This is a genomic window from Beijerinckia indica subsp. indica ATCC 9039 (assembly GCF_000019845.1).
Lineage (GTDB): Bacteria > Pseudomonadota > Alphaproteobacteria > Rhizobiales > Beijerinckiaceae > Beijerinckia > Beijerinckia indica.
Genome location: NC_010581.1, coordinates 3,656,547 through 3,682,808, shown reverse-complemented (window position 1 = coordinate 3,682,808; position 26,262 = coordinate 3,656,547). Strand labels below are relative to the sequence as shown.

Sequence of the window (26,262 nt, the reverse complement as noted above, 5' to 3'; positions counted from 1 at the left end):
CTCATCCCAATTTGCGGCCTTTCGTGAAATAGAAACGCCCCGCGAAGAAGCCGGCGATCATGCCTGCAAGCACAAGCGAATAGCCGTGCAATTGCTTGGCGACCGAGGCGCCGGCAAGAACCGCCAGCTTTTCGCGTTCGAGCCCGGCATCCTGGAGAAAACCCAGAAGCGGGGTGACGATCTCGTCGATTTGTGTCGCGGTCTTGGTCTGTTGTGCCCGCTCGGCCTCACTCTTTTCGGCTTTGTCCTGCTCGGCCTGCGCGGCGGCGAGCCGCTCCTGCAGGCTCACTGGTGCAACGGGCGCTGGCTTACGCAAGGCAAGGACCAGGGTGAGAACGGCAGCCAACAGATAGATGGCCCCGATCGTCAGGGCCGCCAAAGGCTGTTCGAGCATGGTGGCGAGCCAACCGAAGAGCGCGATCGTCAGGAAAATCAGGGCCGAAAGCAGAAACAAGGCGGCGAACAAAAGCAGCGCGACCTTTTTAGCAAGGGTCACGCCGAAATCGACAAGGGGGGCGGCCGCGTCATGCGCGAGCCGCTGGAGGAAGGGAGTCATTGTAAAATTTCGGAGAAAAGTTCAGGTGAAAGCTTGTACGAAGCCAAAGCCGTCATGCACGTGGCCGGCTGATCAGTCCGACGAGCAGACCGGCAAAGGCAGCGATGAGCACGGCGATGATGGGATTGCGTTCGATCGTCGCCTCAATATCGGCGCTGATGCCGCTCACCTGTTCCTGAGCCTGCGCTGCCGAATTCGAAAGCCTGTCCTTGGCATCATGCGCAGATTCAGTAAATTTTTGGCGCGCCTGATCCACGACGCCGAATACGGTGTCGCTGGTGACGTGGGCGCGTGAGCGCACGAGTTCCGCGACAGAGGAACTGAGCTTGGCAATGTCGTTCCTGAGCGCTGTCAGATCGGCGGACAATTCCTGGGACGCTTCATCCAGGGGTTTGGGCATGGACATCTTCATCTCCATTCTATCTTCGGGTCGAGATCTTCGCGTCGAGATCCAACCCTCAAGGCCCCATTGGCAGTCGCTGGCCCATGGGACTTGGTTCGCGAGAATGGTCCCCGCGAAGCCTCAGTCATAAAACGATGTATCCTGCCATTGGTTCAAATTCCACCGCGCAGCAGCAAAATGATAATCACCACGATGAGGATCACCCCCAAAGCGCCGGAAGGACCATAACCCCAGCCACGGCTATAGGGCCAAGATGGAACCGCGCCGATGAGCAATAAAATGAGGATGATTACGAGGAGTGTTTCAATGGACATTCTTTTCCTCCTCCAAAGGAGGCCGGTCCCGTCTCGCCTCTCGGTGGTGTTCCCGTTTCGATAGGGCAACGCTGGGCTTGCTCTATAGGTTCCCTTGGCCTTTTTTGGGTGCTCTTTCCCTCTGCATCCGCTGTATTTTCACGCATGTTTTCGGTACGGGTTATCAAGAGGGAGACATCATGTCCCACCCTGAGACTCCATGGGAATGGCGTGCCGATCGCTGTGAAGAAAGCGTGTGGTTTTGGGCGAAAATCCGACGAGTCAGAAAGTGCGTTGTGTATGTGCTGCGGTGAGCGTTCAAGGGCGCCTTGATCCGTGCATATGAGATCGATCGATGATCATTGTCGTTTACGATCATTTTTCATCTTTTGCACAAGGAAATCACAAGCCTTCCGCTCGTAAAATCATACGCAATATTCCGGAAGCATCGGAAGAAAGATTGCGTCATTATGACCGGGCCTTCGCATATCGATGATTTCATGACCATCTTTCTCGCTGTCGTCGTTTGCGGCGGCGGCGGTGCGCTGTTTATGGGAACTGTTTTCGCGATTATTAGGCAGGCGAGCGAGCAGAATAGGCGTGTCGCTCTACCCCAGTTAGTCCCTGACGCGCTTCCAAGCCCCTTGTTGCCGATGGCTGCCAACAAGGGTGACAGGGAAACATGCGCTGCATCGGATAGGGGCGAGGAAGACCGGGATTGGGCGCGGGAGGAAGCCTGGCAGGATGCCGTCTGGGAAAGCCAGTGCGCGCAGGCCCAAGAAGAACAGGCCGAGGCCACTCACGCGGCCAAGACGGAATTCTTCGCCAAGATCAGCCATGAGATCCGCACGCCCATCAACGGCATCCTTGGCTTGACCGAACTTTTGCTCGCCACTGGCCTGACGCCTGAGCAAAAAAACTATGTTGAGGCGATCCGGGGCTCAGGCTCGGCCCTCGCCTCCCTGACCGATGCGCTGTTGGATTTTTCCAAAATCGAAGCCGGCAAGATGATTCTCGCCGAGGAGCCGTTCGGCATCTCTCCCCTCGTCGAGGGTGTGACCGAATTGCTTGCGCCCAAGGCCCAGGGCAAGGGATTGGATATTGCCAGTTCCATCGCGCTCGACGTGCCGGAAACGCTCGTTGGCGATCCTTTGCGCCTGCGTCAGGTTCTGCTCAATCTTGCCGGTAATGCGGTCAAATTCACCGAGCAGGGCGGCATTGGGGTGAAAGTGTTTCGCGAGAGCGCCGATAGCCTGTGTTTCGAGGTGATCGATACGGGACCGGGTGTGCCCCCTACTTGCCGCGAAACCATTTTCCAGGATTTTGAACAAGGGACTCAAAAGGGGTGCGAAAGCGGCACGGGCCTCGGTCTTGCCATTTCGAAACGGCTCGTGGAGCGCATGGGCGGCTCTCTCCATCTCGCGTCGCCTCTAGAGGGTGGGGCCCTGTTTTCCTTCTCTCTACCGCTGCGCGTGGAGGGCGAGCCTCAGCCCTTGCGGGTCCGGCCGGGCCGTTATGCCGGGCATGCGGTTGTGATCGTTACCGACGGCCCCTTTACCGGCGCCGCTCTTCGCGAACGTTTGATCGAGGCTGGCGCTGATGCCCGCCTCGCCACGTCGGAAAGCGCGGCGTTGGCTCTTCTGGCACAAGGGGGCGAGGGGGACTTTCGTCCGGATTTTCTCATCGCAGACATCAGCCTTGGAGCGGACCTGGCCCGCCGTCTGGTCGAGACCGGAGCGAGGGCGGGGCTCGCTCATTCCCTCCTCATGTTTTCGCCTTTCGAACGGCAAGCCCTGCGGGGCGGCTTGGTGCCGGGTTATGACGGCTGGCTGATTAAGCCGGTGCGCGCCGCCTCACTGTTTGCCTGCCTCGAACGCTGTCTTGACGATTGTCAGGCTTGCGCGACGAAAGACTGCGCCGTGACGCCCGCGCCGCCGCGCGTGCTGCTCGCCGAGGATAATGATATCAGTGCTCTGCTCACTACCCGTTATCTCGAAAGTTTGGGCGTCGCGGTGGAGCGCGTGGGGGACGGGCTCACGGCGCTCGAGCGTTTCCTGCGGACCTGCGATGGCGATACTTTGCCTTTTATCGCTTTGTTCCTCGATATCCGCATGCCGGGGCTTGATGGTCTCGAAACCGCCCGCCGCATACGTCAAGCCGAGCATCTCATCGCGGCGAAGCCGAATGTTCTGGTTGCGATGAGCGCCAATGGCCTGGAGGAAGACAAACAGGCCGCGCTCGCCGCCGGTTTCGACCGCTTTTTGCCGAAACCCTTGACCTTTCCCCAGATGCAGACCCTCATTCAGGCGTTGTTGGCGGAGGAGCCGACAGAACAATCTGTCCCATCGCGCAATCCTCTCATGCCGGTTTGGCCGCAATGGCGCCGTCGGAAGATCGATCAAAAAGTCGCTTAATGGTTCCGTCGAAGGTAGGCACGAAGACGTGAACCCCAAAGGACGCCAGAGGCCAATAAAGGCAAGCCTTTGGTTTCTCTCTGGAGCCTCATTAAGCTTTTGAAAAATAGGGGTTATGGACTGGCTCCACCGCTCATTTCTTGTGACCGGTGGTATAAGCATTGAACCGGACGAAAACTTTCTTATCCTAAGGACGGCGCTTTTAGGCCGAGGTCGCCCTAGTATCCACCCTCGTCGAAGCGCGACTCGTCGCGGTTCAACGAGGGCAAGTGGATACGGTTTAAAAAGTGACGGATCGAGAATCTGTGATTCTCGATCCAGGGCGACACTTGGTTTCTGTCTCGCATTTTGCCGTTAATCAAAGTGACAAGCGAACATGCGAGAGTGTTCCGGCGGTCGCGCCTTGGACCGTCGGTCTCAAAAGAACGGATTCCGGCCATGTCCTCAAAGCTCGACCAATTGAAAACCATGACGACGATCGTCGCCGATACTGGCGATATGGAAGCGATCCGGGCTTTCTCGCCAGTCGACAGCACGACCAATCCGACCTTGATCCTCAAGGCGGCGCAAATGCCCGCCTATAAAAATCTCGTCGAGGAGGCGATTCTCTGGGGCCTCAGCCACAATCAGCCGACGAGCGCGATCACCGATCGGCTTTCGGTGAATTTCGGTGAGGAATTGACCAAGATCGTGCCCGGCCGTGTCTCGACCGAGGTCGATGCCGATCTCTCCTTCGATGTCGAGGGGACTGTCGCCAAAGCGCGAGCGATCATCGCGGATTATGCGCGACGCGGCATTTCGCGCGAGCGTATCCTGATCAAGATCGCCGCGACCTGGGAGGGGATCAGAGCCGCTGAAATCCTCCAACGCGAGGGGATCGACTGCAATATGACGCTGATCTTCTCGCTCGCCCAGGCGGTCGCTTGCGCCGATGCCAAGGCTTTTCTGATCTCTCCCTTCGTGGGCCGCATCCTCGACTGGTACAGCAAGAAGGAAGGCAAGACCTATACGCCTGAGACGGATCCCGGCGTCCTTTCGGTGCGCCAGATCTATGCTTATTACAAGGCCCATGGCGTCAAGACGATCATCATGGGCGCGTCCTTCCGCAGCAAAGGCGAGATCGAGGCCCTGGCCGGCTGCGACCGTCTGACGATTTCCCCCGCTCTGCTTGATGAACTCGCCAAGGATAATGGTGCCTTGGAGCGAAAGCTCGATCCGAAGACGGCCGCTGAGACGGCGCCTGCCTCTCTCGCGCTGGACGAAAAAACCTTCCGCTATCTTCTGAATGAGGATGCCATGGCCACGGAAAAACTGGCGGAAGGCATCAGAAGTTTCGCCAACGATCTGCAAAGCTTGCGGGAACTCGTATCCAAACGCTCGGCGGAAGCCTCGCTGACCGAAGCTCTTCCCTAAGCTGGAACCGCCCTCAGGGAGTGGACCGGCCGGCGCTCGTATCGGTGAGCTGGACGGTCCAATTCTTGGCTTCCTTGCCGGTATCGACCTCGAAAAAACCAGTCCGGTCGAAGCCGCGCACGAAACAATCCTGCCGGCCATTGATCCGGAATTCCCGGTCCCGCGTGCACATGAAAGCCTTGCCCTTCCATTCCCCGCCGCGTTCATCCATGGCATAGACATAATAAAATTCGGCGGCGAGAGGTCCGCGGACCAGAGTCTCGCAGCCGGACGGCTTAAGATTCCACCAGCCCTCGCTCACCCAGGTCTCGCCATCCGTATAAGCCAGGGAGACACTGACCCGGCTGTCGGTATTGTTGCAGAGACGGAAATCGGCGCGTGCGGGCTCCTGGCAGGTCAAAACCAGGCCACAAGCGAGAAGAAGACCAAAAACAAAGGTGGACCGGGTTTTCATCTTAAGGGTGCGTCTTCCTGTGGCGGAGGGTAGCAAGACCGAACTTTTCGATGCTTATCCTTAATAAAATCCTATAGTCCTTTGCTGACGGCCGGAGCCGGTATTTCAAGAACGGATCCATGACACATTTCAAGAACGAGTCCTTGGTCGAAACCGACCCCGTGAAACCCGTTGAGCGGGTTGATGGAAGCCGTGACGCAGGTCTTCTCTTTCTATGCGATCATGCTTCGAACCATGTGCCGGATGATTACGGCAATCTTGGACTCGAATCTGCCGAGTTCGAGCGGCATATAGCTTATGATATTGGTGCGGCAAGGGTCACGCGCAGCCTCGCGCGGATTTTTTCCGCTCCGGCCCTGCTCACCCGCGTTTCACGCCTCGTTATCGATGCCAATCGTGGCAGCGATGATCCGACCCTCGTCATGCGTCTGTCCGACGGCCGGATCATTCCGGGCAATGCCCGCGCGGGCGAGGCTGAAATCGCGCATCGCATCAGCCAATACTGGCAGCCTTATCGCGACGCGATCCGCGCCGAGACCGAGGCGATGCTGGAACAGGGGCCAGTGCCCATCCTGCTCGCTGTCCATAGTTTTACACCGTGCTGGAAAAATGTAGCGCGACCCTGGGACGTGGGCGTCTTATGGGACAGCGATCCGCGCTTTGCCGAGCCTCTTATCGCGGGTTTGGCCGCCGCGGGTTTGTGCGTTGGCGATAATGAACCCTATGACGGCGCCTTGTGCGGCGATACGCTGAATGTCGAGGCGACCCAGCGCGGCCTGCCGGGTGTGCTGATCGAAATCCGCCAGGATCATATCGACAGTGCCGACAAGGCGGATCAGTTCGCCGTGAAACTCGCCGACATTCTCAAACCCCTGGCGGATGATCCGGCGCAACATGCGATCGATTTTTTCCCCAGCAGGACAGGATGTTGTGTCGAGCCGACGGATTGATGTCTTGCCTGAAGGGGGAAATCTGTCAGGGAAACAGGTTTTTCAAGGGTTTACGGTGGGACTACCAAAGCCGGTCACACTTTTTTGCAAGCGTTGTCTTCGAGACAGGCAACTTAAAAGATACACACAAGGTAATCTGGATAGAAACTCACAATTATTTTCTTGATTTGCACGTTTCGTATCTTTGACGAGCATGACTTCAAAAATGTGTTTCTCCCGAGATGCCGGTTTGCTGTGCCTGTGCTCTAGCCAAGGAAACCCGGTTATCATTATACTGCATCGTGACGCGCGTCATTGCTGAATTGGGGCGAGGGCGCGCAGTCAGGCCTCGAGCCGCCGGCTTGTGGATCTCCGCCTCTAACCTGGGTGATAATCGTCTGGATGCGTGCTTTGCATTCCTTGAAAGTGAAGACCTGGGACAAGAGGGAGGCCTGTCATCAATCGGCTTTCCATCGCTCTGTCTTTCTGGGCGGCGTGCTGCTTATTCTGAGTTCGGGCATCTCGGGCGTGAAGAGCGAGACGATGTCGAGCGCTTTGGCCAATGCCTATGCCACCAATCCGGACGTGAATCAGCAGCGTGCCTCCTTGCGCGCGACCGACGAATCGTTGCCGCAGGCCTTGGCGCTCGGGCGGCCGTCGATCATGGGAAGCGGACAATATGGTTTCAACCATCGCTTTTCGAGTCTACCCGGTCGAAACGGCGCATTTGGTGGTCTCTTCAATAACGATATCGGCTATGTGAATGGTTCACTGAACCAGAATATTTTCAACGGCAATCAAACCGTGAATAGTGTTCGCCAGGCGGAATCGACAATTCTCGGCGGGCGCGAAACATTGCGCAATACCGAGCAGAGTGTTCTGCAAAACGGCGCCACCGCTTATATGGATGTCCTGCGCGATACCGCCGTTCTCGAATTACGCCGCAACAATATCATTGTTCTCATGGAACAATTGCGCCAGACGCGCTACCGTTTCAACGTCGGGGACGTCACGCGGACCGATGTGGCGCAAGCGGAATCGAGCTTGGAAACCGCGCGTTCGGATTATTTTACCGCCCAGGCCAATCTGCAGACGAGCATCGCCAATTTCCGGCAGGTTATCGGCCGCCAGCCCAAGCAGCTTGAGGCGGCCGCGACGGTCGAGAAATTGCTGCCGTCCAATCTCGACACGGCAATCAGTGTTGCGCTCCTCGAGCATCCCTCGATCCAGGAGGCTCTCCACAATGTGGATGCGGCGGCCGCGCAAGTGAAGATCATTGAAGGCCAGCTTTATCCAAAGGTCGATCTCAACGCCACGACGCAAAGAACCTTCAATGTTAATGGCATGACCGGCTATCAGCAGTACAATGGAACGATCCAGGGGCAGATGTCCGTGCCGATTTATGAAAATGGCGGCACGACTTATTCCCGTATTCGCCAGGCCAAGGAGCAAGTGACTCAGGCGCGACTTCAGGCGGATCTCCAGAAAACCAATGTGCGCGCGGCTCTCGTCTCGGCCTGGGGCCAGCTCACGACGGCGCGGGCGACCATTGAATCCTCGATGGCCGCGGTCAAGGCTTCGGAAATTGCGCTTGAAGGCGTGCGTGTGGAGGCCCAGGTCGGTCAACGCACAACGCTCGACGTGTTGAATGCCCAGCAAACTCTTTTGGGCAATCGGGTTGCGCTCGTCACGGCGCAGCGCGATCGCGTCGTTGCCTCCTATGTGGTCATGGCGGCCATGGGGAAATTGACGGCCACCAATCTGCACCTCGCTGTGGTGCATTACGATCCGAGCGTGCATTTCGATCAGGTCAAGGACAAGTGGGTGGGCGTGCGCACACCTGACGGGCGGTGAGGCCAAATTCAGGATCCCTGCTTGGCGATCTTTCCCGGCAGGGGAAATAATCCCAAAAACCGTTCGGCCAATGCCCTGTCTCCCTCGACCTTGAGCGTCCCCTCGGCGATCAGGGCGTTGAGAGGAACGCCACCATAGACGGCACCCGCAAGCGCCCGAGGCTCTCCGACGAAGAGAAGGTCGAAGTTTTTCACCTGGCCGCGAGTGATCTTAAGGGCTCCGTCCGCGAGCTTGCCGACGAAAGTCTCGTCGCCGAAACGAAAGCCAATCCGCGCCTTCACGCCCTTCGCCCGTTTGGCGTCGATCAGGGTGCGCAAGGAGAGCAGCAGGGAATTGGCGCTGATCGGTTTCGTCGGATCGTGCAGAGGCGACATAGTTCCCCAGCGCCCGAGTTCCTGAAGAATCTTTTCAGCCGCATAACCCCAATCCGTCAATTCATAGACCCAGGCGGAGGCCGGTGGGGGTAATTTGTGACGGGTGAGCACGCCTGCGGCTTCAAGACCCTCGAGCCGCTGGGTGAGTACGTTCGCACTGATCGTGGGCAGGTCCCTACGTAAATTGGTGAAGCGCTTGGGACCAAACATCAATTCGCGCATGACCGGCAAGGCCCAGCGATCGCCGATAAGATCGAGGGCGTGGGCCGCCGCGCAGGCATCGCCATATTGGCGTTTTTCTACCGATTTATCAGCAGTGATTTCTTTTTCTGATCGCATAGTTATCTTTAATAACTACTAAGCAACTTTTGTCAAAATGGTTCATTAACCCGGCATGGCCGGCGGCCGCCACGGCTGTAAGCGCCATCAATCGCATAAAATCAAGGGAGAAATGCCATGATGAATTATGTGGAAGGTTTTGTGGCCGCTGTGCCCGCCGCCAATAAGGAAGCCTATCGCCGGCATATCCAGGAAGCATTTCCCCTATTCAAGCAATTTGGGGCCACCCGGATGGTCGAATGCTGGGGAGATGATGTTCCACTTGGCGAGATCACTGACTTCAAGGGGGCGGTGAAGGCACAGGATGATGAAGTCGTTGTGTTCAGCTGGCTGGAATATCCCTCAAAGGCGGCCCGCGACGCGGCGCATGAAAAGATCATGAGCGATCCGCATATGAAGCAAATCGGCGCGGCCATGCCCTTTGATGGCAAGCGGATGATTTTTGGCGGTTTCGCGCCGATCCTGGACGAAGCCTCAGGCGGCGCCATGGGCTATACAGACGGCTTTGTGCTCGCTGTGCCAAGTGTGAACAAGGAGGCTTATCGCGCAGTGGCTTCCAAGATGGCGGCCATGCTCAAGGACTATGGCGCTATTCGCGTCGTGGAGGCATGGGCCGATGACGTGCCCGAGGGAAAAATCACTGACTTTAAACATGCGGTGAAGGCGAAAGAGGATGAGGTGGTCGTCTATTCCTGGGTCGAATGGCCATCGAAGGAAATCCGGGACGAAGGATGGCAGAAGTTCATGGCGGATGCGCGCATGCAACCCGACAAGGAAACCATGCCGTTTGATGGGCAGCGCATGATTCACGGCGGTTTTTCGCCACTGCATGATGCATGATGCATGATGCATGATAGTGCCAAGGGGCGCGGATAATCCATCAGAGAGCGCATCATTTTGGGAGGTTTTTCGCCCGAAGGGAGAAGATGATGTCCGATATCATAAACCCCTGCCTTTGGTTTGATGGCCAGGCCGAAGAGGCGGCGCATTTCTATGCATCCTTGCTGCCCGACAGCCATGTTGATGCGGTGAATCGCGCACCAGCCGATTTTCCGGATGGCAGGAAGGGGGATGTGCTGACCGTCGAGTTCACGCTGGCGGGACGGCCCTTCGTTGGACTGAATGGCGGCCCGCTTTTCAAATTCAATGAAGCGGTCTCGTTCCAGATTCACTGCAAGGACCAGGAAGAAGTCGACAGGCTGAGCAATGCGCTTTCCGCTATTCCCGAGGCCGAGCAATGCGGCTGGGTGAAGGATAAGTTTGGCCTCTCCTGGCAAATCGTGCCGGAGGTTCTGTTACGACTGATGAAAGCATCCGATCCCGGAAAGGCACAGCGTGTGATGGAGGCCATGCTCACCATGAAGCGTATCGATATTGCCGCGATCGAGCGCGCCGCTGAAGAGGGCCATAGCATGAACGAAGCCGCGCGCTCTTCCATGGGCGTAGAATAGCGGGGATTAAATTCCGCTATGGCTTGACGGGGCAGGTGTTGAGACCCATTCCTCGCTTTTTGGAATGTCTGTCAGGTCTTGCGGGCGCGGGGTTCATCCGCTTGGGCAAGCACCGCCTTTGCTGAGGAGAACCGTGATGAGTGAAGGCAATCCGGGCGAGGCCTCTCGCGGCAATGGAGCGTCCCGTCATGGCGGTTCCCCGCATGCCGATATTGCGGAAACCGGTGTCGCCGCCGAGGAATTGCGGCAATTCGTCGAGCGCGTGGAACGCCTCGAAGAGGAAAAAAAGGCGCTTTCCGATGATATCCGTGATGTTTATGCGGAAATGAAAGGCCGTGGCTTCGACGTCAAGGTCGTGCGCCAGATCGTTCGCATGCGCAAGCAGGATCACGCCGAGCGGATGGAAATGGAGGCCATTCTCGACCTTTATATGAGCGCTTTGAATATGTGATCGACCGCCGGGTCAGGGGCCAACTCTGACTCGAGGGTCAGGTCACGATTCCCGCATAAACCATGCGATCAATATTGGCGCCGGTGAGGATCAGGCCGACTCGTTTGCCTGCCTGCCGATCCCTTTCCCGCAAGAGAGCGGCAAGCGGCGCCGCGCCCGCGCCCTCGGCGAGATTATGCGTATCTTCATGGTAGGCGCGTATCGCGGCCTTGATCTCGTCCTCCTCGACGCGCACCACGCGGGCCGCGCCCTTGCGGATCATGGTGAGTGCTTCTTCCATGGGGATCCGGCAGGCCATGCCGTCGGCGAGTGTCGAAGCACTCGCCGTCGTCACTAGCTTGCCCGTCTCGAAACTTTGCGCATAGGCATCGGCATTGGCCGCGACGACGCCGACGATTTCCGTCTTGCGGCCAAGCAGGTCGCGGGTGTGGATCAGCCCGCAAATGCCGGAGCCGAGACCGATCGGCACATAGACCGTATCGAGATCTTGCACCGCCTCGAAGAGTTCGAGCGCATAGGTCGCAACACCGCGCACCAGTTCCGGATGGAAGGATGGCACCCTATGCCAGGCGCGTTCCTGCGCCAAACTTGTGGCGGTTTCCACGGCGGCATCGAAATCACGCCCACTTTCGATCAATTCCGCGCCGAAAGCCCGCATGGCAGCGTTTTTCTCGATTGAATTGCCTTCCGGCACGACGATCGCCACTTTGAGCCCGGCGCGGCGGCCGGCAAAGGCAAGGCTCTGGCCGTGATTGCCCCGTGTCGCACTAATGAGGCCTTTTGGCGGCGCACCAGCGCGCAACAGGTGATCAATATAGGTGAGCCCGCCACGGAGCTTGAAGGCGCCGGTCGGCGTATGGTTCTCGTGTTTGACGAAGACTTGCGCGCCGGTGCGCGCTGCGAGCAAGGGCCAAGCATGCGTGGGGGTCGGCGCCACCACTTTATGGACGAGATCCGCCGCCGCCCGCAGGCCGTCAAGGTCGAACAAGCATCACCTATTTGGAGCATCGGACCCAAAAGTGGGAACCACTTTTGGGAAAAATCGGATGCGTTAAGTCAAAAAGCTCAATCCTTGGCGCGTTCCACATAGGAGCCGTCTTCCGTCAGGATGACGATCCGCGTGCCGGCCGAAATATGTGGGGGCACCATGGCCCGCATCCCGTTCGAGAGTTTGGCCGGCTTATAGGAGGAGGAGGCCGTCTGTCCCTTCATTGCGGGCTCTGTCTCGACGACTTCGAGCGTGACGCGGGCCGGAAGCTGGATGCCGACAGCGACGCCATTGAAGATCGACAGAATGCAGACCATGCCTTCCTGCAAATAGACCGCCTGGTCGCCGATCACGTCCGGCGGCACGACAAGCTGGTCGTAGGTCTCGGTGTTCATGAACGTATAGCCATCGGCATCCTGGTACAGATAGCTGAAATTCATGTCCTCGACATAGGCGCGCTCGACCTGTTCGGTGGTCTTGTAGCGGTCGCTTGTCTTCACGCCATCCGAAAGGCGGCGCATGTCGATCTGGGTCGTCGGCGTGCCCTTGCCGGGATGGAAGCTTTCGGCGGTCAGGACAACATAGAGTTGGCCGTCTTCCTTCTCGATGATATTGCCCTTGCGAATCGAACTGGCGATGACTTTCACGGACTTTCCTTTATATGGGGCGCATTGCGGCCGGGATCGCGTCGAGGAAACAATCCCTAGTATCCACCCTCATTGAAGCGCGACTCGTCGCGTTTCAATGAGGACAAGTGGATACGGTTTTAAAAGTGACGTATCGAGAATCTGTGATTCTCGATACTAGGCGGTGCCGCGTGGCGACGAGCGAGCTGCTTCCCCAAGAGAAGCATTTAAGAGAAGCATTCGAACGAAGACCTGGAATGCGGCTCCGGAATTTTTGCCTGAGCAAACCAGTTGAAAATTTGCTTAGTCGCTTAGCCGCGAACGGCTTCCTTTTTCAAGCGAAATAGCATGACGAGCGAACATCCGGCAAAAACTCGGGCCCTTTCTCATGCCCCCTGGTGGGATAAAAAGGCTTATCATCTGCGGCGGCCGAAACTCCTCGCCCGCGCCCGGATGATCGAGGCCACTCGGACATTCTTCAAGGCCCAGGACTTCATCGAGGTCGATACGGCGATTTTACAAGTCTCGCCGGGCAATGAGACCCATATCGGCGCTTTTGCCACGGCCTGGCGTCCCTTGGGCGGAAACAGCGCGCCTCTTTATCTTCACACCTCGCCGGAATTTGCCGCCAAGAAATTGCTGGCCGCCGGGGAGGAGAGGATTTTCACCTTCACCCATGCTTTCCGCAACGATGAGCGCGACCGGCTGCATCATCCCGAATTCATGATGCTCGAATGGTATCGCGCAGAGGCGCCTTTCGAAGTTCTCATGTTCGATTGTGCGCGGCTCCTGGCCCTGACGGCCCAGGCGGCAGAGGCCAAAATCCTGTCCTATCGGGGCCGTGTCGCCGATCCTTTCACTGAACCGGAACAACTCACCGTCTGCGAGGCTTTCCAGCGTTACGCTGGGATTGATCTTGAGGCTTTTTTGCCGGGCGGGCCGGAGACCTTTGAAGCCTTTGCCGCGAAAACACGGGAACTCGGCCTCCGTGTCGCTCCCGACGATGATTGGTCTGATCTTTTCAGCAAAATCCTGTCTGACCGGATCGAACCGAAGCTCGGGCAGGGCAGGGCGACCTTTTTGACCGATTATCCGGCTTGCGAGGCGGCACTTGCGCGCTTGCGCGCGGATTCGCGTTTTGCTGAACGGTTCGAGCTTTATGCCTGTGGCGTCGAACTCGCCAATGGGTTTGGTGAATTGACCGATCCCGTTGAACAGGAACGCCGTTTTGAAGCTGCCATGGCCGAGCGCTTGCGGATCTATGGCGAGGCCTATCCAATCGACCCGGATTTTCTGGCCGCGCTCGCGCAAATGCCGGAAGCCTCCGGCATTGCATTCGGCTTCGACCGTCTCGCTATGCTGGCGACGGGAAGCGATGATATTGCCGAGGTTTTATGGACGCCCGTCGCGGAGTCGCCGGGGGAAGGCGCATGACGTTCTCTCCCGAGGAAAAAATGCGGCCAGCTTTGCGCAGCACGACCGATCTCGTGGCGGCGGGCCTGATCCCGCCCGAACAGGAACGGGCGCTGGCGGAACTCGAAAAGACCCATGCGATCGGTCTGACCACGATCATGGCCGATTTGATCAACAGAAACGATCCGTTGGATCCCATCGCGAGACAATTCCTGCCCGATCCGCGTGAGGCTGACAGGCGGCCGGAAGAGCTCGACGATCCGATTGGCGATGCGGCTTTCAGTCCGGTCGAGGGCATTGTGCACCGTTATCCCGACCGCGTGCTTTTGAAGCTTCTGCATATTTGCCCGGTCTATTGCCGTTTCTGTTTTCGCCGCGAAACGGTTGGGCCCGGCAGCCCCATGCATCTTTCACCCGAGGCGCTCGATGCCGCTTTTGCCTATATTGCGTCGACCCCCTCAATCTGGGAAGTAATCCTGACCGGCGGTGATCCGCTCATTCTTTCGCCGCGCCGTCTTGCGGAACTTCTCGAACGGCTCGATGCGATCGATCATGTCAAAATCCTGCGGCTGCATACGCGCGTGCCCTGCGTCGATCCTGAACGGATTACGCCGGACCTCGTCGCGCTTTTGCGCGGGAGCCGCAAAACCGTCTATCTCGCGCTCCATGCCAATCACCCGCGCGAATTGACCCCGCAGGCGCGTCAGGCTTGCGCCGCTTTCATCGATGCAGGCATTCCCATGCTGAGCCAGAGCGTGCTCTTGCGCGGCGTGAACGACGATGCGTCGGTTCTGGCCGATTTGATGCGCGCTTTCGTGGAGACCCGCATCAAACCCTATTATCTCCACCATCCCGATCTTGCTCCCGGCACGGGGCATTTCCGTCTTTCCATTGCCGAGGGGCAAGCCTTGATGCGGCGCTTGCGGGGACATCTCTCCGGTCTCTGCCAGCCGACTTATATGCTCGACCTGCCCGGTGGTTTCGGTAAATCGCCTGTTGGTCCCAATTATCTCGGGGCCGAAAATGATCAAGGTCTGCGCGTCGAGGATTATCGTGGAATGATGCATGCCTATCCGCCGAAACCATAAAGCAACGGAGAGTTCAGTCGCTTCCAGCTGGACGCAGAGTGCTTTAAGACCGTGGTGTTTTAAGACTTCGGTCACAAAACATTGTTCCCCGCAAGATCCTCTATAGGCTCGACGCGCTTATTAATTTTGCCAAAAATCGGGTGCATGGAAACCAGACTGGCGACATGTGCCGAACCTTCCTCTTCATTTCATGCAGCATCGGATTTTTTTGAAAGCCGATGATCGATCGTCTTCTAGGAAATCGCGCGTGGTGAAATTTCTTGCTTTTCTGTTGTGTCTATTTCTCGTCGCATCCTTGCCTATTGAGCATGGTGTTGCGGCACAGACGGCGCCAGCAGCACCCGCCGCGCCTGCCGGACCCGCAGCGCCCGACAGCGCTTCTGCCCCGACGCCCCTGGCGGTCGCGACGCCGGCGCTTCCCCCGCAATGGGGGCGCGATCTCGATCAAGTGCATGCCGGGCTCGACCAGATTGATCAGAGCCTGCAGCGCCATGACTTGCGGGCCGACGATTTCGATACGCTTCAGGCCCAGATTCCGCCCTTACAGACCAAGCTCAATGATGTGATCGGCCGTCTCACGCCACGGCTGGCGGGTGTCAAGCAGCGGCTCGATCAATTGGGGCCAAAGCCTGCCGATGACGCGCCCCCGGAAAGCCCGGCCGTGACGGCTGATCGGGCCGATCAGCAAAAAAACTATACGGATACGGATGAGCTGCTGAAACGGGCCAAGCTGCTCGCGGTTCAGGCCGACCAGGCTAATAATTTCATCATTTCACAACGGCGTGGCCTGATCACGCGATCCCTTTTCGCGAGGGTTAAGAGCCCGCTCGCGCCTTCAGTCTGGATGGAAATGATCCAAGAGGTCCCGCGCGAAATCGGCGCCCTGGAGCTCGTTTTCAAAGACGGCTTCGCGCAGATGAATGCGGTGCTGATCGGCTGGCGCATGCCGGCCTTTTGGGGCTCGCTCGCGGGGCTTGCTCTTCTTTATTGGCCGGCTTGGCGCCTTTCCTTCAAAATTCTCTCCCGCGAATCGAAGATCACCACGCCGAATAATTTGCAGAAGGCTGCCGCCGCCTGGTGGAGCGCGCTTGTCGTCATGATTCTGCCGGGTCTGGTGGTGTTCGGAGTCGGTCAGATTTTCGCCGGCTTCGGAATCAACAGCACGCGCCTGCAACCTTTTTTCACGGCCTTGGGACTTGGGGCCCTGCATCTGACCTCGGTCGCGGCAGTGGGCAATGGATTCCTCGCCCTGCGGCGCCCGAGCTGGCGTCTGATCGAGCTCAATGACGCCCGCGCGCAACGCATTTTAACCGCGGCCCTGATCCTTGCCTTTGTCGTCGCGAGCATCAAGGTCGTTGAGGCTTTGAACGAAATCATCGTCGCCTCGCTGCCTTTCGCTATTCTGACGCGTGGATTTGGCGCGCTGTTCGGCGCCCTGGTGATTTTCGTATCCCTGTGGGGCGCTACCTCTCTGGAGGCGGATGAAGACGGTGACGCGCCGGCGGGGAACCAGGCGAAGGATCCGCAAGCCAATACGGATTATATCGGCATTGCCCGTATCCTCCTCTGGGGCGTCGCCATCGTGGTCGTGGCGGCGACGCTCAGTGGTTTCATCGCCTTTGCGAATTTCCTGCTGCAGCAGGTTTTATGGGTCACCGGCGTCGTCTGTATTTTCATCATGGCCATGATGCTGTCCGACAGCGTCATTGTCACTTCGATCAATCCGACCTCACGGTTCGGCCATCGCCTCATCACCAAAGTTGGCCTGCATCGGCAGACGATCGAAATCGGTGCGATCCTCTTGTCCGGCGCGATGCGGGTCCTCTTGCTCTTCGTTGCGATCTTCTTCCTGCTCGCGCCTTGGGGGCTGCAGTCCAACGATGTCTCGAACGATCTCGGGGCGGCGTTCTTCGGCTTCAAAGTCGGTGGGGTGACGATCTCGCTGTCCAGCATCATCATGGGCATTGCGGTCTTCACCGCGACATTTCTCGCGGTGAAGGCCTTTCAGAAATGGCTCGACAAGCAACTCCTGCCCAAAACGCGGCTTGATGCTGGCTTACGCAATTCCATCGGCACCAGTCTCGGTTATTTGGCGATCATCCTGGCGGTGGCGTCCTCTTCCGCCTATCTCGGCCTCAATTTTGAGAGGCTTGCACTTCTCGCCGGCGCGCTCTCCGTCGGTATCGGTTTCGGCCTGCAATCGATCATCAATAATTTCGTGTCCGGCCTCATTCTTCTCTGGGAAAGAGCGGTTCGCGTCGGTGACTGGATCGTCGTTGGCGGCGAGCAGGGCTTCGTGCGCAAGATCAACGTGCGTTCGACGGAGATCGAGACCTTCGATCGCGCCGCCGTCATCATTCCCAATTCCAATATCATTAGCGGCGTCGTCAAAAATCTCGTCCGCAACGATACGACTTCGCGCGTCCTGATCCCGATCACCGTTTCAGCCACCGCCAATCCAGAACAGGTGAGAAGCGTGTTGCTCGAAATCGCCAAGGCCAATGAAATGGTGCTCAGCCTGCCGAGCCCTCAGGTCTTCTTCATTGAGGTCACGGCGTCCAGCCTGACCTTTGAGCTGAATTGCTATGTCGGTGACGTCATCACCTTGCGGCGGGTGAAAAGCGATCTCTATTTCGAGATTTATCGTCGCTTCAAGGAAGAGAAATTCTTCAGTGGCGCCCCCGCCGACCCGACCGTGGTCGATATCAAGGGGCTGGGCCCCTTAAGCGCTATGCTCTCTCGCGCCGATGGTCCCTTGTCCGCCGATGCGGAAACAGCCGATAGCCCCTCGATCACCGATTTGCAGAAAGCCGAAGTGCTGCTTCAACGCGCTGGCAACGGGCGCTGAACTCCCGCGCATGGACGGAATTCGCTTCCCCGCGGCAGGGCGCATCGGCCTTCCGACAATCATGGCCCTATCAGCGCTCGCTGGCTGTGCCGTCGCCCCGCAAGCCCCTTCGCAACCGCTCGTCGCCGCGCGGGCCTTGCAGATCGATCCCGAAGCGGCGCGCGGCTTGATTTCGACCTACCGGGGTGAGCGGGGACTGGCTCCCGTCAGGCTCGATCCCACCTTGCGGACATTGGCGCAGGATCAGGCCGATGCCATGGCGAAGGCGGATCATTTGAGCCATGAGGTGCAAGGACCGCTGTCGACAAGGCTCGCGCGGGCGCGGCTTGCCCAGGCGACGGCTGTGGAAAATGTTTCAGCGGGTTATGCGACGACGCAAGCGGTTTTCGTCGGCTGGTGTCGTTCGCCGGCCCATAATGCCAATCTGCTCGATCCGGCCATGCGCCGGATGGGCATAGCGGCGGCGGAAGCACCGGGCACACGCTATAAATTCTATTGGGCCTTGGTCATGACGGATTGACGGTCATCGTAGCGTCGGCTTTGACTCTCAGGATCTGTCGGAGATGACGCTTATGCCCGTGACCTTGCTTGAACGGCGCCGTATTGAGGCGGAATTCATCAAAAGCCTGCTCGAAACCATGGCCGCCACCGTCGGCCGTGAGCAGGCAGTGGCCTGGCTCGGGGAGGCCATCCGCACCATGGCGGAACGGGCGGGCGCGGCTTTCGCCGGGCAACGTAAAAGAGAGCAGGCCGATCTCATCGCTTATGCGGATATTCTACCGATATGGCAGGAGAATGATGCCTTGCGTCTGGAAATCGAGGATGCGGGTGCGGATCATCTCGCCTTCAATGTCGTGACGTGCCGCTATGCCGATATGTATCGCGAATTGGGGCTCGCCGATCTCGGCGCCCTTTTGTCCTGCAACCGGGATGCGGCTTTTTGCGCGGGCTTTAATCCGGCCATCATCCTGACCCGCACGCAGACCATCATGGAAGGCGCCGATCACTGCGATTTTCGCTATGTTCTCAAGGATATGCCTCCCCCCGAACGGTCCGATGAAGAACCCGCCTGAAACCATTGTGTTGCATGTGGGGCGTTGCATGGCTGGGCTTGGCGGATTATGCCGAACAAGTCTTGGGAAAAGCCCTGAGTATTCTTATCGACCGTTTGTGGGGAAGGACGAAGGATGGCGCGCTGGCGGCGGATCGTGGCTCTTGGCGGCGGCGCCTGGGGGACCGCGCTCGCCAATCTCGCCGCGCGCGCCGGGGCCGAGGATGTGGCGCTCTGGACGCGGGACGCAGCCCATGTCGCGGAAATGACCGCGACCGGCGTCAATGCCCGTAGATTGCCCGGCATTCCACTTCATTCAGCCCTGCGTCCGACGACCGATCTCGGTGTCGTGGCCGAGGCTGATCTGATCCTCGCCGTGGTGCCTTCCCAAAGCCTGCGCGGTGTGTTGGAGCAGATCCAATCGACCTTGCCGACGCCGACGCCTCTCATTCTTTGCTGCAAGGGCATCGAACATGAGACGGGCCTGTTCATGAGCGAGGTCGCTGCTGATGTCCTTGGCGATCAGCCGGTCGCTGTTCTGTCCGGGCCAAGCTTCGCCGAGGATGTGGCGCGCGGCAAGCCGACAGCGGTTACCCTCGCCGCTTATGATGGCGCGTTGGCGGCGGCGCTGGTCGAGGCTTTGGCCGCGCCCTGGTTCCGACTTTATCACACGCATGACGTGCGAGGCGTCGAGATTGGCGGCGCGGCCAAAAATGTTCTGGCGATTGCCAATGGCATTGCCGCCGGACGCGATCTCGGGGCCAGCGCCGGGGCGGCGCTGATCGCACGGGGCTTTGCCGAACTCTGTCGTTTCGGCCGCGCCTTTGGTGTGGAGATGGGGACGCTCGCGGGCCTTTCCGGTCTCGGCGATCTCGTCCTGACCTGCGGCTCGGCGCAATCGCGCAATTATTCTTTCGGCCATGCGCTTGGACGCGGCACCTCGATCAATGATGCGCGTGCCAACATTGGCCTTGTCGAGGGTTTTTTCACCTGCGGTATTCTCAATGATCTCGCCCGGGCGAAAGGTGTCGATATGCCGATCGCCCAGGCGGTCGAGGCGGTTCTTGCCGAAAGAATGGGTGTCGACGAAGCGATTGCCACCTTGCTGGCGCGTCCATCCAAGGCGGAACTGGCGGGTTTTTGAGGAACGCGGCGCGGTTTAGGAGCTAGGCACGGATGGCACATTGGCTGATCAAGAGCGAGCCGAACAAATGGTCCTGGGATGACCAGGTCAAGGCCGCGCGCGAGGGAACCTTCTGGAACGGCGTGCGCAATCACCTCGCCAAGCAGCATTTGATGGCGATGAAAGTCGGCGAACAGGTCTTTTTCTATCATTCCAATATCGGCAAGGCGGTCGTCGGCATCGCCGAGGTCATCAAACCTTATTATCCGGATCCCTCCGATGCGACCGGCAAATTCGGTATGGTGGATGTCAGGGCGCGCCAGCCTTTCGCCAAACCGGTGACGCTTGAGGCGATCAAGGCGGATCCCCGGCTCTCCGACATGATCCTCGTCAATAATTCCAGGCTGTCGGTGCAGCCGGTCACGGATGAGGAATGGACGATCATTTGCGGCCTCGGCGAGCCGGGAAAAGTCTATGCCTTCGCCTGAGAAGAGTTGACGCGGAAATGTCTCGCGGGCACATGAAGGATCGAAATGCTCGTGCGACTGGTCGTCAGGAACGATCGTCCGCACGTTTTCCGATATTAGCGCCGCTTCTCACCCGCACGAGACCCCATGCCCAAGATCAACGGAAACCAGATCACGCCCGGAACCGTCATCGAGCATGACGGTGGTCTCTGGGCTGCCGTCAAATCCACGACAGTCAAGCCCGGTAAGGGCGGCGCGTTCAATCAGGTCGAACTGAAAAACCTCATCGATGGCCGCAAATTGAACGAGCGATTCCGGGCCGATGCCACGGTTGATGAAGTCGAACTTGAATTGAAGGATTTCAGCTTTCTCTATGCGCAAGGGGAAGAATTGGTCTTCATGGATCTCGAAAGCTATGAGCAGATCGAACTCGCCGCCGATTGGGTCGGCGAGCGCGCGGCTTTTCTGCAGGACGGGATGAAGGTGACCTTGCGCATGCATGAGGCGCGGCCGATCAGCATCAAATTGCCGGCCTATGTGACGCTGGAAATTGCTGAGGCCGATCCGGTGGTACGGGGCCAGACGGCGACCTCGACCTACAAACCGGCAATCCTCGAAAATGGTTTGCGCGTCCTGGTGCCGCCCTTTATCGAAAAAGGCGAGCGCATTGTCGTGGATACAAATGAGGTCACATACATGCGGCGCGCGGACTAGTGCGCTGACACATTCAACAGAGAGCTTTCAAGATCTCTGTATGTGATCTCTTGAATTCAGGCTGAGTCTCGCCTGCGCTGCGAAGAAGCATCGCTCTGGGATCTCTTCATCGTCTTGCCTGTTGCGTGACGAACCATCGAACTTAAGAGTGGATTTCCCTTTTGAGTTCGATGCTTTATAGCCGGCCAAAAATCTCCATGATCGATGGGCTGGATCTTCCACCAGAAATGTTCACACGTGATGCGGGCCTGCCTTCAGTGATCCGACCCTGACATTTGCAGCCGCACATATCAGGATGAGTCGGCCCACAAAATATTGGTTTTGTGGATTGATTTGGCCGCAAGGGAAAAAAGGGCGATGATTCGATCAGCCTTGATGAATGTCATGACCGCAGCGGCCATCAAGGCCGGCCGGGGATTGAAGCGGGATTTCGGCGAGGTCGAAAATCTCCAGGTCTCGATCAAAGGGCCGGGTGATTTCGTCTCCGTGGCCGATAAGAAATCCGAAAAAATTCTCTTCGAGGAATTGAGCAAGGCGCGGCCAGGTTATGGTTTCGTCATGGAGGAGAGCGGCACCTTCGAGGGGAGCGACAAAACCCATACCTGGTATATCGATCCGCTCGATGGCACGACCAATTTCCTCCATGGTCTGCCGATCTTCGCGATTTCCATCGGTCTGGCGCGCGAGGGGCAGATCGTCGCGGGTCTCGTCTATAATCCGATCAGCGAAGATATGTTCATCGCGGAAAAAGGGCAGGGGGCCTTTCTGAACAACCGTCGCCTGCGCGTAGCGCAAAGACGCGAGCTCGCCGATACACTCATCGGCTGCGGTACGCCGCATCTTGGCAAGGCGAAGGAACATCCAAAATTCAAGGCTGAACTCGCCAGCGTCATGGCGCGGGTCGGCAATATCCGCCGGCTGGGAGCCGCCGCGCTCGATCTTGGCTATGTCGCCTCGGGGAGTTTCGATGGATTCTGGGAACGGGGCCTGCAACCTTGGGACATTGCGGCGGGAATCCTGATCATTCGCGAGGCCGGAGGTTTCGTGACTGACGCGGAAGGTGGCGGGGATATGCTCGCCAAGGGATCGATCTGCGCCGGTAACGAAACCATCCAGAGCCAATTGCTGGGATTGATCCAGAAGTCCTGAAACCGGATCTTATCCTGCTTCCTTTGAAAAAGAGAGCAGGATCAAGAAGGTTGTTGTGCCGAACGCATCGTGTTCGCCCGCTAAAATTTTCAAGCCGAAAATTCTCTCGGCAAAATTCTCTCGGATTGTCGCTTGCCTCGCGACGGCCAAGCCGATATAGGGAGTTCACATCGAGCCGCCTTTGCTCCGGTCGTTACATATGACCTCGGCATTGCAACTGCGAAAGCTCGGGCGCGTAGCTCAGCGGGAGAGCACTACCTTGACATGGTAGGGGTCACAGGTTCGATCCCTGTCGCGCCCACCATTTTCGCGATTCGCTGAAAATGGGCGATACATTTTCCCACGGCAAAAAAATATTCCGCCTCTGGCGGCGCGGAAGGTATCCGGCAGATCCGGATATCAAAAGCTTTCCGGGCGAGACAGGCGTGGAAATTAGGTGTTCCCACATCTGGAGCATTTTTGTGGAAAAGCGGATTCCTCTTTCCTGCGAAAAATGCTCTAGTTATACCAACGGTCATAATGGATGGCCGTTGGCCCGCTCTTGAATTTTCGCTTTTTCAAAGCGAGAGCGAAAATTCAAGAAAGGAACCAAAGGTCGTTCTTCACGACCTTTGGTATTAAAGAAGGCTCGCGGTGCTTTTCCGGCCGAAACACTTTTCAAGCGAGGCCTGTTTGCTTCGCCGGCAAGAGAATTTGGATTGAGGCCATGGCCAGTCTGGAGCCTTGGTCTGTTCGTTATAAGAATTTGAGAAACGCGGCGGATTCATCCCTGACAAGGGCCGATTGCGAATCCGGTAATAGGATTTGGCGGGAAACGCAAAGGCGGTCGGTATCACGGTCGATTGATGAGGCGTGAGGAATGAAGAATATCCCGGTGCAGGAGATCAAGCCCGCTGGCAATGGGGAGACCTTCGACATCAAGGCCTTGCTCGCTGCGCGGGAGCCCGAGCGCTATTCGCTGCATACGCATTATCTGAACGAGATGATGGTCAAGGTTTTGCAAACCATTGGCTATGATGTTGGTTTCAAAAGCGGGCAAGGACAATATTTGTTCGACCGCAATGATGCGCGCTATCTCGATCTGTTGAGCGGCTGGGGTGTTTTTGCCATCGGCCGCAATCACCCCCTTCTGCGTGAAACCCTGACAAGTGTCCTGGCGAGTGACCTTCCCAATCTCGTTCAGATGGACGTTTCCGTGCTGGCTGGATTGCTGGCGGAGCGTCTGCTCGGTTTCGTGCCTTTTCTCGACAAGGTCTTTTTCTGCAATTCCGGCACTGAGGCGGTCGAAGCGGCGATCAAATTCGCCCGCCGGGCGACGGGGCGGCCCGGCATCGTCTATTGCGAACACGCCTTTCATGGTCTGAGCTATGGCTCTTTATCCTTGAACGGAGATCAGATTTTCCGGGAAGGCTTCGGGGATACTTTGCCGGGGTGCCATGCGGTTCCCTTCAATGATCTCGCGGCGCTCGAAAAGGCCTTGGCAAAGCATGATATAGCTGCCTTTATTGTCGAGCCGGTGCAAGGCAAGGGAGTCAATCTTCCCGATGACGGCTATCTCGCCGGCGTGCAGGCGCTCTGCCGCAAATATGGAACCTTGTTCGTCGCCGACGAGATCCAGACGGGTCTCGGCCGCACCGGAAAATTCCTTGCCATAGAACATTGGGGCGTCGAGCCGGATATGGTGCTGGTCGCCAAGGCGCTTTCGGGCGGCCATGTCCCGGTCGGCGCCGTGCTGAGCCGCAAGGGTATTTTCGAAAAGGTGTTTTCCCGGATGGATCGGGCGGTGGTGCATGGCTCGACCTTCGCCAAGAACGATCTCGCCATGGCGGCGGGCCTTGCCACCTTGGAAGTGATTGAACGGGAACAACTCGTCGAAAAAGCCGCGCGCAATGGCGAAAGGTTGCTGACTTTCTTCCAAGGTCTGGCCGATCGCTACGAACTGGTGCGCACGGTGCGCGGCAAGGGCCTGATGATCGGCATTGAATTTGGGGCGCCGCGTTCGCTCAAGCTCAAGGCCTCATGGACGCTGCTCGAAACCGTCAACACGGGCCTGTTCTGTCAGCTTATCACCATCCCCTTGTTCAAGGAGCACAAAATCCTCGTGCAAGTGGCAGGTCACGCGAGCCACACGGTCAAGCTGCTGCCGACGCTCGTGATTGATGACGGGGATTGCGACTGGATCGAACGCGCGTTTGAAACCGTCATCGCCGATAGTCACAAGGTTCCCGGAGCTGTCTGGTCGCTTGGCAAGACGCTGGCCGATCATGCGATGAAGGCGCGCGCCGCGAAGTAGACATTGTGGCCAGTCTATCCTGAGGTTTGCGGATAGGAATGCACAGGTAGGACTTTTGAATCTTTTTCCTGATTCTCCGAGCCCCGAAAAAGCTTGAGAGGACATGAACAAAAGGGCGGATCGGCATGCCGATCCGCCCTTTTTGATGGAACCTTGAGTTCTCGTTTTTAAGAGCTTTTGCTGTCGGCAAAAACTTCGGCTCTTTCCGAACGGATCTTACTCCTCATCATCATTGTCGTGATCATGATGGTGATCATGATCATGCTCATCGTGGTCATGATTATGCTCTTTCATTTCGGACCGTCCCTCAGGGCCACGCTGCCAGGGACCGCGTCCGCCAAATCCCCCCATCATGCCGAAATGCTCATGGATCCAGCTCCGGTGTAAGCCACGGAGAAGGAAGGGCAGGCGATTCTTTTGCTCTTGTGTCAGTGTATCATACAAGGGCGACGCGGCGTCGGCCACAGCCTTTGCAGCATTGCCATGAGCCAATTCAATATCGCTCAAACGGCGCAGGAAGGCGACCGGATTGCGCGGGCGGGGCTGCTCTTTTTGCTCTGCGCGCTCTTCCTGGCGTTGTTTGTAGAGTTCGCCAAAAGATTTGATGGCGTTGCGCAAGGCCGTTTCGAGATTGGGCCAAAGCTTTTCCTGATCGGGGGACAGTTTCAAGCCAGCGTGCAGGGCGGCGATCCGAGCATCGTTAAAGGCTGCGCGATCCTCCGCCGAGAAGCGGGGGCCTTCATGTTCATGGTTATTCTCGTGTTCGGCATGAGCCTTTTCGGCCGGAGGCTGCGCGGCAGGAGTCTCCGGCGTAACCGCCCAGGCGACGCCGGAACCGACGACGGCGGTGAAAGCAAGAACGAGGGGTAAGCGCGTCTTCATGGTTCACTCCAGCAAGAGGATCGCAAACAAATAGGAAGAGTCCCGTCCGCATTCAAATTAAGCTTTGGTCATGATGAGACATTGCGACGCGGCAAACAATTCTGTATCCGCAAGCATGCAACCTCTTCATCGCAAATGCGTTTATAGGCCCCGCACGATAATCTGCGAGGGAATGACATTTTTGTGAAGAAAAGGCTGTTTTGTCTTATGCCAACGGTTGCGACGAACGGCTAGCGGAACAGTCGTGATTGTTCACTCCATTTTTTTAAAAAAGCAAGCTAGCCCCTCGTCGAAGCTGGCCTTCGTCTAAAGGAATTAAACTTTCTTTTGACTGAGACGAATCGGAACAGTTCGTCATCAGCAATGCCATCGGTCAAAAAGAATGCCCTCGCGCTGGGAGGCTTTTCTTGATCCCCTTCGGGCGAAACATGTCCCGGAATGATGCACTCATTGATAAGCTATTCTTGGATAAGCTACTCTTGAATTTTCGTTAACACTCTGAAAAACGAAAATTCAAGATTGGACCAAGGGCCTCCGCGACCCTTGGTATGAGATATCAAAATAATGGACGATGGATATGTCAGTTCCATGTCTTGTCCATAAGGATGACATCAGTGTCTTTGGCTGTTGTCATCCCTCTTCCAAGAGTATGGAAAAAATTAAGCCGGCCTGGTCGTGAAGCGCGTCGC

The 26,262-nt window shown here is 57.6% G+C and carries 25 protein-coding genes and 1 tRNA gene; 18 read left to right on the top strand and 8 right to left on the bottom strand.

Annotated elements, in window-relative coordinates; genetic code table 11:
• Position 1: 1 nt before the first annotated feature.
• The 3 genes from BIND_RS16420 to BIND_RS20855 all read right to left on the bottom strand — a co-directional run bounded on the left by BIND_RS16420 (position 2) and on the right by BIND_RS20855 (position 1,273).
• Positions 2-556: a phage holin family protein gene (locus BIND_RS16420; protein WP_012386146.1), complete on the bottom strand. Its 555-nt coding sequence runs from the start codon at positions 554-556 to the stop codon at positions 2-4.
• Between the two features lie 52 nt (positions 557-608).
• Positions 609-962: an ElaB/YgaM/YqjD family protein gene (locus BIND_RS16415; RefSeq protein WP_012386145.1), complete on the bottom strand. Its 354-nt coding sequence runs from the start codon at positions 960-962 to the stop codon at positions 609-611.
• A gap of 149 nt (positions 963-1,111) precedes the next feature.
• Positions 1,112-1,273: a DUF3309 family protein gene (locus BIND_RS20855; protein ID WP_012386144.1), complete on the bottom strand. Its 162-nt coding sequence runs from the start codon at positions 1,271-1,273 to the stop codon at positions 1,112-1,114.
• A gap of 449 nt (positions 1,274-1,722) precedes the next feature.
• Between BIND_RS20855 and BIND_RS16405 the strand changes: the two genes are divergently transcribed.
• Both BIND_RS16405 and tal read left to right on the top strand, forming a co-directional pair.
• Positions 1,723-3,666: an ATP-binding protein gene (locus tag BIND_RS16405; RefSeq protein WP_012386143.1), complete on the top strand. Its 1,944-nt coding sequence runs from the start codon at positions 1,723-1,725 to the stop codon at positions 3,664-3,666.
• Positions 3,667-4,104: 438 nt separating this feature from the next.
• Positions 4,105-5,079: a transaldolase gene (gene tal / locus BIND_RS16400; RefSeq protein ID WP_012386142.1), complete on the top strand. Its 975-nt coding sequence runs from the start codon at positions 4,105-4,107 to the stop codon at positions 5,077-5,079.
• A 13-nt stretch (positions 5,080-5,092) separates the two neighbouring features.
• Here tal and BIND_RS16395 read toward each other — a convergent pair whose 3' ends face one another.
• Positions 5,093-5,533, bottom strand: a complete 441-nt coding sequence (locus tag BIND_RS16395) for a DUF1036 domain-containing protein (RefSeq protein WP_012386141.1) — start codon at positions 5,531-5,533, stop codon at positions 5,093-5,095.
• Between the two features lie 119 nt (positions 5,534-5,652).
• Here BIND_RS16395 and BIND_RS16390 point away from each other — a divergent pair, with 119 nt between their 5' ends.
• Both BIND_RS16390 and BIND_RS16385 read left to right on the top strand, forming a co-directional pair.
• Positions 5,653-6,483, top strand: a complete 831-nt coding sequence (locus BIND_RS16390) for an N-formylglutamate amidohydrolase (protein WP_012386140.1) — start codon at positions 5,653-5,655, stop codon at positions 6,481-6,483.
• Positions 6,484-6,864: 381 nt separating this feature from the next.
• Positions 6,865-8,316 carry a TolC family outer membrane protein gene (locus BIND_RS16385; protein ID WP_012386139.1) on the top strand — a complete coding sequence of 484 codons (1,452 nt, stop codon included), beginning with the start codon at positions 6,865-6,867 and terminating at the stop codon, positions 8,314-8,316.
• 8 nt (positions 8,317-8,324) lie between these two features.
• Here BIND_RS16385 and BIND_RS16380 read toward each other — a convergent pair whose 3' ends face one another.
• Positions 8,325-9,029, bottom strand: a complete 705-nt coding sequence (locus BIND_RS16380) for a winged helix-turn-helix transcriptional regulator (RefSeq protein WP_012386138.1) — start codon at positions 9,027-9,029, stop codon at positions 8,325-8,327.
• 120 nt (positions 9,030-9,149) lie between these two features.
• Here BIND_RS16380 and BIND_RS16375 point away from each other — a divergent pair, with 120 nt between their 5' ends.
• The 3 genes from BIND_RS16375 to BIND_RS16365 all read left to right on the top strand — a co-directional run bounded on the left by BIND_RS16375 (position 9,150) and on the right by BIND_RS16365 (position 10,931).
• Positions 9,150-9,869: a DUF1428 domain-containing protein gene (locus tag BIND_RS16375; protein WP_041778960.1), complete on the top strand. Its 720-nt coding sequence runs from the start codon at positions 9,150-9,152 to the stop codon at positions 9,867-9,869.
• Between the two features lie 89 nt (positions 9,870-9,958).
• A complete protein-coding gene (locus BIND_RS16370) occupies positions 9,959-10,480 on the top strand; it encodes a VOC family protein (protein ID WP_012386136.1) in 522 nt (173 codons plus the stop codon).
• A gap of 136 nt (positions 10,481-10,616) precedes the next feature.
• Positions 10,617-10,931 carry a DUF2312 domain-containing protein gene (locus BIND_RS16365; protein WP_012386135.1) on the top strand — a complete coding sequence of 105 codons (315 nt, stop codon included), beginning with the start codon at positions 10,617-10,619 and terminating at the stop codon, positions 10,929-10,931.
• A gap of 37 nt (positions 10,932-10,968) precedes the next feature.
• On the opposite strand, the gene BIND_RS16360 is transcribed toward BIND_RS16365, so the two are convergent.
• Entirely contained in the window at positions 10,969-11,919 is a 951-nt protein-coding gene (locus tag BIND_RS16360) for a threonine dehydratase (protein WP_012386134.1), read from the bottom strand.
• Between the two features lie 77 nt (positions 11,920-11,996).
• Positions 11,997-12,566, bottom strand: a complete 570-nt coding sequence (efp, locus tag BIND_RS16355) for an elongation factor P (protein ID WP_012386133.1) — start codon at positions 12,564-12,566, stop codon at positions 11,997-11,999.
• Between the two features lie 327 nt (positions 12,567-12,893).
• On the opposite strand from efp (BIND_RS16355), the gene epmA reads away from it, so the two are divergent.
• The 11 genes from epmA to BIND_RS16295 all read left to right on the top strand — a co-directional run bounded on the left by epmA (position 12,894) and on the right by BIND_RS16295 (position 24,691).
• Positions 12,894-13,979, top strand: a complete 1,086-nt coding sequence (gene epmA, locus BIND_RS16350; protein WP_012386132.1) for an EF-P lysine aminoacylase EpmA — start codon at positions 12,894-12,896, stop codon at positions 13,977-13,979.
• The gene (locus BIND_RS16345) at positions 13,976-15,046 is read left to right on the top strand and encodes a lysine-2,3-aminomutase-like protein (protein ID WP_012386131.1); all 1,071 of its coding nucleotides are present in this window, start codon (positions 13,976-13,978) and stop codon (positions 15,044-15,046) included. Before epmA ends, BIND_RS16345 begins: the two co-directional genes overlap by 4 nt.
• A gap of 247 nt (positions 15,047-15,293) precedes the next feature.
• Positions 15,294-17,894, top strand: coding sequence for a DUF3772 domain-containing protein (locus BIND_RS16340; protein WP_012386130.1), 2,601 nt, complete (start codon positions 15,294-15,296; stop codon positions 17,892-17,894).
• A 10-nt stretch (positions 17,895-17,904) separates the two neighbouring features.
• Positions 17,905-18,414 (top strand): CAP domain-containing protein, encoded by a 510-nt coding sequence (locus tag BIND_RS16335; protein WP_012386129.1) that lies wholly within the window; start codon positions 17,905-17,907, stop codon positions 18,412-18,414.
• A gap of 43 nt (positions 18,415-18,457) precedes the next feature.
• Positions 18,458-18,967 carry an L-2-amino-thiazoline-4-carboxylic acid hydrolase gene (locus tag BIND_RS16330; protein ID WP_012386128.1) on the top strand — a complete coding sequence of 170 codons (510 nt, stop codon included), beginning with the start codon at positions 18,458-18,460 and terminating at the stop codon, positions 18,965-18,967.
• Between the two features lie 114 nt (positions 18,968-19,081).
• Positions 19,082-20,089, top strand: a complete 1,008-nt coding sequence (locus BIND_RS16325) for an NAD(P)H-dependent glycerol-3-phosphate dehydrogenase (RefSeq protein WP_012386127.1) — start codon at positions 19,082-19,084, stop codon at positions 20,087-20,089.
• 32 nt (positions 20,090-20,121) lie between these two features.
• A complete protein-coding gene (locus tag BIND_RS16320; protein WP_012386126.1) occupies positions 20,122-20,556 on the top strand; it encodes an EVE domain-containing protein in 435 nt (144 codons plus the stop codon).
• Positions 20,557-20,682: 126 nt separating this feature from the next.
• Positions 20,683-21,249, top strand: coding sequence for an elongation factor P (efp, locus tag BIND_RS16315; RefSeq protein ID WP_012386125.1), 567 nt, complete (start codon positions 20,683-20,685; stop codon positions 21,247-21,249).
• Positions 21,250-21,606: 357 nt separating this feature from the next.
• Positions 21,607-22,398, top strand: coding sequence for an inositol monophosphatase family protein (locus tag BIND_RS16310; RefSeq protein WP_012386124.1), 792 nt, complete (start codon positions 21,607-21,609; stop codon positions 22,396-22,398).
• 229 nt (positions 22,399-22,627) lie between these two features.
• A tRNA-Val gene (locus tag BIND_RS16305) sits at positions 22,628-22,702 on the top strand.
• Positions 22,703-23,257: 555 nt separating this feature from the next.
• Positions 23,258-24,691 (top strand): aspartate aminotransferase family protein, encoded by a 1,434-nt coding sequence (locus BIND_RS16295; RefSeq protein WP_012386123.1) that lies wholly within the window; start codon positions 23,258-23,260, stop codon positions 24,689-24,691.
• Between the two features lie 216 nt (positions 24,692-24,907).
• On the opposite strand, the gene BIND_RS16290 is transcribed toward BIND_RS16295, so the two are convergent.
• Complete coding sequence (locus tag BIND_RS16290) at positions 24,908-25,573, bottom strand: Spy/CpxP family protein refolding chaperone (RefSeq protein ID WP_012386122.1); 666 nt, start codon at positions 25,571-25,573, stop codon at positions 24,908-24,910.
• Positions 25,574-26,262: the final 689 nt, after the last annotated feature.